6 protein-coding genes are annotated in these 6,096 nt (G+C 73.9%); 5 read left to right on the top strand and 1 reads right to left on the bottom strand.

Annotated elements, in window-relative coordinates:
* Nucleotides 1-6: 6 nt before the first annotated feature.
* The 5 genes from IF43_RS0127135 to IF43_RS0127155 all read left to right on the top strand — a co-directional run bounded on the left by IF43_RS0127135 (nucleotide 7) and on the right by IF43_RS0127155 (nucleotide 5,162).
* Nucleotides 7-759: a GntR family transcriptional regulator gene (locus IF43_RS0127135; RefSeq protein ID WP_030206046.1), complete on the top strand. Its 753-nt coding sequence runs from the start codon at nucleotides 7-9 to the stop codon at nucleotides 757-759.
* A gap of 214 nt (nucleotides 760-973) precedes the next feature.
* Nucleotides 974-1,159, top strand: coding sequence for an SPOR domain-containing protein (locus IF43_RS0127140; RefSeq protein WP_030206049.1), 186 nt, complete (start codon nucleotides 974-976; stop codon nucleotides 1,157-1,159).
* Nucleotides 1,160-1,210: 51 nt separating this feature from the next.
* Nucleotides 1,211-1,639, top strand: a complete 429-nt coding sequence (locus tag IF43_RS0127145; RefSeq protein WP_030206051.1) for a (deoxy)nucleoside triphosphate pyrophosphohydrolase — start codon at nucleotides 1,211-1,213, stop codon at nucleotides 1,637-1,639.
* Between the two features lie 279 nt (nucleotides 1,640-1,918).
* A complete protein-coding gene (locus IF43_RS0127150; RefSeq protein ID WP_030206055.1) occupies nucleotides 1,919-2,347 on the top strand; it encodes an ATP-binding protein in 429 nt (142 codons plus the stop codon).
* 232 nt (nucleotides 2,348-2,579) lie between these two features.
* The gene (locus tag IF43_RS0127155; RefSeq protein ID WP_030206058.1) at nucleotides 2,580-5,162 is read left to right on the top strand and encodes a SpoIIE family protein phosphatase; all 2,583 of its coding nucleotides are present in this window, start codon (nucleotides 2,580-2,582) and stop codon (nucleotides 5,160-5,162) included.
* Nucleotides 5,163-5,170: 8 nt separating this feature from the next.
* Here IF43_RS0127155 and IF43_RS0127160 read toward each other — a convergent pair whose 3' ends face one another.
* The gene (locus IF43_RS0127160; RefSeq protein WP_030206061.1) at nucleotides 5,171-5,887 is read right to left on the bottom strand and encodes a PspA/IM30 family protein; all 717 of its coding nucleotides are present in this window, start codon (nucleotides 5,885-5,887) and stop codon (nucleotides 5,171-5,173) included.
* Nucleotides 5,888-6,096 lie beyond the last annotated feature (209 nt).

Raw genomic sequence — 6,096 nt, forward strand, 5'->3', positions numbered from 1 at the left:
TGGCCCGTGACTTTCGGTGAGCAGCCGGCCTACCTGCGCGTCGCCGGAGATCTCCGGCGGAAGATCGTCGACGGGTCCCTGCCCCCGCATACCCGGCTACCGTCGCAGGCCCGCATCCGCGAGGAGTACGGCGTCTCCGACACGGTCGCCCTCGAGGCGCGCAAGGTGCTGATGGCGGAGGGGCTCGTGGAGGGCCGCTCGGGCTCGGGCACGTACGTACGGGAGCAGCCGGTGCCCAGACGGGTGGCCCGCTCGGGATACCGCACGGGCGGGCCGACCACCCCGTTCCGCCAGGAGCAGGCCGAGGGCGGCGCCCGCGGCACCTGGGAGTCCAGCAGCGCGCAGACCGCCGCGCCGCCGGACATCGCCGAGCGGCTCGGCATCGAGCCCGGTGACCGCGTGATGCGCACCCGGTACGTGTTCCGGGACGCGGGTGAGGCGATGATGCTCTCCACGTCCTGGGAGCCGCTCGCGCTGACCGGGCGGACGCCGGTGATGCTCCCCGAGGAGGGCCCGCTGGGCGGCTGCGGGGTCGTGGAGCGCATGGCGGCCATCGACGTCGTGGTGGACAACGTGGTCGAGGAGGTCGGAGCGCGGCCGGGCCTTGCGGAGGAGACCCTGGCCCTCGGCGGCGTCCCAGGGCACGTGGTGCTCGTGATCGGGCGGACGTACTACGCCTCCGGGCGCGCGGTGGAGACGGCCGACGTGATCGTCCCCGCGGACCGCTACCGCGTCTCCTACCACCTCCCCGTGCGCTGACCGCGGGACCCCGCGCAGGGGTCTCCCGCGCCGCCTGGGGAGGGCGGGGCGTACGCGGGCGCACGCGGCGCAGTCGTACGCATGGCCGGATGCATACGCCCCCGAGGTACCTCTTCGTGAAAACCCGTATCCGCTGCGTGAAGGTCGGGCGTAAGCTCAGGCATATGCGTAGTGCGGTTTCCTGGGCATGCCCCGCGGCGGAGGGTGGAGCGCGATGAACGACAGCGGTGCCGTGCTCCCGTGGCTGGTGATACGGCAGGACGACAACGGCAACCGCTACCGGGTGGGCCAGTACGCCACCCGGGCCGAGGCCCAGAAGGTTGCCGACAGTCTCGAGGACCGCGGACACAAGCAGCTCTACTGGATCGAGCGGATCGGACAGACCGTCACCCGGAACTGAGCGGGAAGAGCGCCACCGGTCGGCTGACGGCCGATCGCATAGGCTCCGCCCATGACTGAACGCGTGGTCGTGGGCGGAGCCGTCTGCCATCAGGGGCGCCTGCTGGCCGCCCGCCGCAGTGCCCCGCCCGAGCTGGCCGGGCGCTGGGAGCTGCCCGGCGGCAAGGCCGAACCGGGCGAGAGCCCGCGCGAGGCGCTCGTCCGCGAGCTGCGCGAGGAACTCGGCGTCGAGGCCGAGCCGCTCGAGCGCATCCCCGGCGCATGGCCCCTGAAGCCCGGGCTGGTCCTGCACGTGTGGACGGCCCGGCTGGTCTCGGGCGAGCCGCGGCCGCTGGAGGACCACGACGAGCTGCGCTGGCTCGGGCCGGACGAGTTGGACGCCGTCGACTGGCTCGACCAGGACCGCCCCGCCGTCGCCGAGGCCGGCCGCCGGCTGCGCGCCGCGGCGGGCCGAGCCGCCGGGCCGAGCGCGACGGACTGAGCGACCGGCGAGACCCGCGGGCCGAGGGCGACGGGCTGAGCGCGACCGGCGGAGATCGGCGGGCCGAGGGTGAGCCCGAGCGCGACGGCCGAGCGCGACGGGTTCAGCGTGGCAGCGCACGGCGGGGCGCATGGGGCCGGGGCCGTACGCCGTTCGTGCCACAGTGCGCCGAGCTGTGGGGGCTGGAGCGGTACGACGCCCGAATATCGGGTATGTCGCTATTAATCCCAATCTCGTCCCCCTGTACATCCGGACTGGGGTCCGTAGGCGGCCCGGGAAGTGATCGGCGTGATCGACACCGATGGCGACTGCGCCGAGTGGGCCTTTCCCGCCGAGCCCGGAGCGGTGCGCACCGCTCGGCACGCCGTACGGGGAGCGCTGCGGGACTGGGGCCTCGACTCGGTCGGCGACGTGACCGTCCTGCTGGTCAGCGAGCTGGTGACCAACTCCCTGCGGTACGCCTCCGGCCCCATCGGGGTGCGCCTGGTACGGCAGAATTCGGCCAGCGACGGTTCCCCGGGCCGTCCGGCGCTGCTCGTGGAGGTATCCGATCCGCTTCCGGATCCGCCGCGTGAACGCAAGGCCGGCACGGACGACGAGGGGGGCCGGGGACTGCACCTGGTGGCGGTCTCGTCCCAGCGGTGGGGGACGCGCCACGGAGACAGCGGCAAGACCGTGTGGTTCGAATTGGCCCTGCCTGGTGAGTAAAGAGGTGGAGGTAGCCGGCGATCACGGGACGAGCCGTGGCACCACCGAGACCTTGCTGTGATCGTGAACGCCGTACCGGCGGGGGCCGTGGTGCTGAATACTTCGGTCATGGCCGGTCCGGTTGCGGTGAGCTGGAGGGGACGGTCGCGTGAGCGAAATACCTGCGCAGGCACGGGAGACCCACGTGCCCGGAGAATCCACCCGCGTGCCTGCGGAAACATGGCGTGAATCCATGTGGCACAGCAGTCCGCCCGGCTCGATCTACGACTACATACGGGTCGCCTCCTTCTCGATCGGGCCCGACGGGTTGGTGGACCGGTGGAGCCTGCGCGCCGAGGAGCTGTTCGGCCTGGCCGCGGCCGATGCCGTGGGGCGGGACCCGGTGGAGGCCTTCATGCCGGCCGACCTGCGCCCCGGCGGCCACCGCAAGGTCGCCGAGATCCTCGACGGGAAGGAATGGACCGGCCTGGTCCCGTTCCGCATCCCCGACGGCGACGGCGCGCACGGCGTGGCCGAGATCTACGTGATGCCCACCGAGACCGAGGACGGCGACCGGGCGGCGCTGTGCGTCGTGGTCGACGTCCGGGCCCTGCGGCAGATCGAGTCCGACCTCGCGGCCTCGCAGGCGATATTCGGACAATCTCCCTTCGGATTCCTCCTCTTCGGTACGGACCTCACGGTGCAGCGCGCCAACCGCCGCTTCGCCACCGTCTTCGGTGGTGCGGCCGAGGACCACCGCGGCCGCACCGTCCACGACTACCTCCCGCGCCGCGAGGCCGACCGCATGACCGCGGCCCTGAAGAAGGTCCTGGAGACCGGCGAGCCCGCCGTAGACCTCCAGATCGTCGGCGCCGCCCCCGGCAGCCGCGAGGCGCGGCACTGGTCCATCAACCTCTACCGCGTCCACGGCGGCTCCGGCCGCCCCGTCGGCGTCGCCGGCGTCGGCACCGACGTCACCCGCCGCCACCTCGCCGCCCGCGAGGCCGCCGGGGTACGCCGCAACCTCGCCCTCCTCAACGAGGCCGGCGCCCGCATCGGCAACTCCCTCGACCTCGAGACCACCGCCCGCCAGCTCCTCGACGTCACCGTGCCCGGCTTCTGCGACCTCGCGGCCGTCGACCTGTACCAGGGGCTGCTCCAGGGCGACGAGGACGGGCCCGTACGCCTGCCCGGCCTCGCTCCCGGCGCACAGCGCCCGTACGGCTCCGCCGCGGCGGCCGCCACCACCGGCGGCCGGCTGCCCTCCGCCCCGCTGCGCCGGGTCGCCTTCGCCAGCGCCGTCTCCGACGCACCGCTGTCCGGCACCGGCGCCCCCGTGGCCGTCGGGGAGATCCACCGCTACCAGGCGTCCTCGGCCGGCGCGCTGGCCCTGCGCACCGCCCGGCCCCGCCTGGTCCCCGGCGCGGGACCCGAGGACCTCGTGCAGTCCACCCTCGTGGTGCCGATGGTGGCCCACGACACCGTGGTCGGCCTCGCCCAGTTCTCCCGCACCAAGGGCAGCGAACCGTTCGGCGAACGCGACCGGGCCGTGGCCGTCGAGCTCGCCGCCCGCGCCGCCGTCTCCATCGACAACGCCCGCCTCTACCGGCGCGAGCACGAGCGGGCACTGATCCTCCAGCGCAGCCTGCTGCCGCCCGGCGACCCCGAGGCCGCCGGCCTCGACATCGCCTGCCGCTACCTCCCCGGCAACACCGCCACCGAGGTCGGCGGCGACTGGTTCGACGTCATCCAACTGCCCGGCCACCGCACCGCCCTGGTCGTCGGCGACGTCATGGGCCGCGGCCTGCGCGCCGCCGTCGCCATGGGCGAGCTCCGCACCGCCGTGCGCACCCTCGCCCTGCTCGACCTCGAACCCGCCGAGGTGCTCGCCGCCCTCGACGAGGTCGCCCGCGGCCTCGGCGGCCCCGACGGCGCCCAACACGCCCCCTCCCGGACGCGCTCCCGCGCCGGCGGCACCACCCCGGCGAACGCCGACCTCGCCGAGGTGTACCTCGCCACCTGCGTGTACGCCGTCTACGACCCCGTCACCCGGCGCTGCACCATCGCCAACGCCGGCCACATGCCGCCCGTCCTCGTCGAGAGCGGCGACTCCGGCGCCCTCCTGCTGGAGGTGCCGCCCGGCATGCCCCTGGGCGTGGGCGGCGAGCCCTTCGAGGAGGTGGAGGTCGAACTGCCGGAAGGCGCCCTGCTCGCCCTCTACACCGACGGGCTCGTCGAATCCCGCGGCCACACCCTCGACGAGGGCCTGCGCGGGCTGCGCGAAGCCCTGCGCGACCCCTCCCAGCCCCTGGAGGACGTCTGCGACCACGTCCTGAACGCGCTGGAGACCCGGCACGGCGAGGACGACATCGCCCTCCTGATGGCCCGCGTCCAGGGCCTGCCGCCCGACGCGGTGGGCGACTGGAGCCTGCCGCGCGAGCCCCGTTCGGTGGGCCGGGCCCGCGAGCTGGCCCGCCAACGCCTGCTGTCCTGGGGCCTGGAGGGCCTGGTCGACACCACCGAGCTGCTGGTCAGCGAACTGGTCACCAACGCCCTGCGGTACGGCGAGGGGGAGATCCGGCTCCGGCTGCTCCTCGACCGGACCCTGGTGTGCGAGGTGTGGGACGGCGGGCTGGTACAGCCGCGCCGCCGCCGGGCCCGCGACACGGACGAGGGCGGCCGCGGTCTCCAACTGGTCGGACTGCTCAGCACCGGCTGGGGCAGCCGCCGCACCCCGAGGGGCAAGACCGTCTGGTTCGACCTGGCCCTCCCCGGCGCCGCCGAGGTCTGCCCGGCCGAACTGTCAGCAGAACAACTGCTGGACCTGTACGGGTAGGCCCCCCATCACGCACCCCCCGACTTCAGCGCAGCCAGCCGCGCCTCGACCTCCGACTGCCGCCCCAGGTCGTCGAGGGACTCGAACTGCGCGTCCAAGGACGAGGCGGCCAGCTCCTGGCGGCCCATGGCCCGGGCCTCCTCGCGCCGGACCTTGTCCTCGAAACGGCTCAGCTCGCTGGTCGGGTCCAGCACGTCGATGCTCTTGACCGCGTCGAGCATCGTGTTCTGCGCCTGCGCGGTCTTCGCCCGCGCCACCAGCTCGTCCCGCTTGGCCTGCAGCTCGCCCAGCTTGTCCTTCATGGAGTCCAGCCCGGCCTTGAGCCGGTCCACGACCTCCGTCTGCGCGGCGATCGTCGGCTCCGCGACCGCCGCCTCCTTCTCCGACTGCAACTGCCGCCCCAGCGCGACCTTGGCGAGGTTGTCGAACCGGTCCGCGTCCGCGGCCTGCCCCGCCGCCCGCAGCTCGTCGGCCTTTCGGCTGGCCGCCAGCGCCTTGCCGCCCCACTCCGCCGCCGCGGCCACGTCCTCCCGGTGGTCCTGCTCCAGCAGCCGCAGGTTGCCGATCGTGGTCGCCACCGCCTGCTCCGCCTCGGAGATGTTGTTCGTGTAGTCGCGGATCAGCTGGTCCAGCATCTTCTGCGGGTCCTCCGCCTGGTCCAGCAGGGAGTTGATGTTCGCCTTCGCCAGCTGGGCGACCCGGCCGAGGATGGTCTGCTTGCTCATGGTGCTCGCTCTCTCGGATCGTTCGTACCTCGCGCTTGCCCGTTCGGCCGACCGCGCCCCACCCCGGCCGACCGCGCCTGGCCCCCTCGACGGCGACCCACCCCCCGCTTCAGAACCGACCACCACCCCCCATGCGCCCCCGCGTCCCCCCACCCCCGAACGACCCCGGTCCCGGACCGAAGCCCCCACCGCGCGAGCGGCTGCCGCCC

The sequence above is a fragment of the Streptomyces sp. NRRL S-87 genome, from assembly GCF_000719335.1.
In the GTDB taxonomy this organism is placed as follows: domain Bacteria; phylum Actinomycetota; class Actinomycetes; order Streptomycetales; family Streptomycetaceae; genus Streptomyces.

Excerpts from the sequence above, each read along its gene's own strand:
- IF43_RS0127140 (WP_030206049.1), top strand. The coding sequence starts at position 974 with ATGAACGACAGCGGTGCCGTGCTCCCGTGGCTGGTGATACGGCAGGAC.
- IF43_RS0127145 (WP_030206051.1), top strand. The coding sequence starts at position 1,211 with ATGACTGAACGCGTGGTCGTGGGCGGAGCCGTCTGCCATCAGGGGCGC.
- IF43_RS0127155 (WP_030206058.1), top strand. The coding sequence starts at position 2,580 with ATGTGGCACAGCAGTCCGCCCGGCTCGATCTACGACTACATACGGGTC.
- IF43_RS0127160 (WP_030206061.1), bottom strand. The coding sequence starts at position 5,887 with ATGAGCAAGCAGACCATCCTCGGCCGGGTCGCCCAGCTGGCGAAGGCG.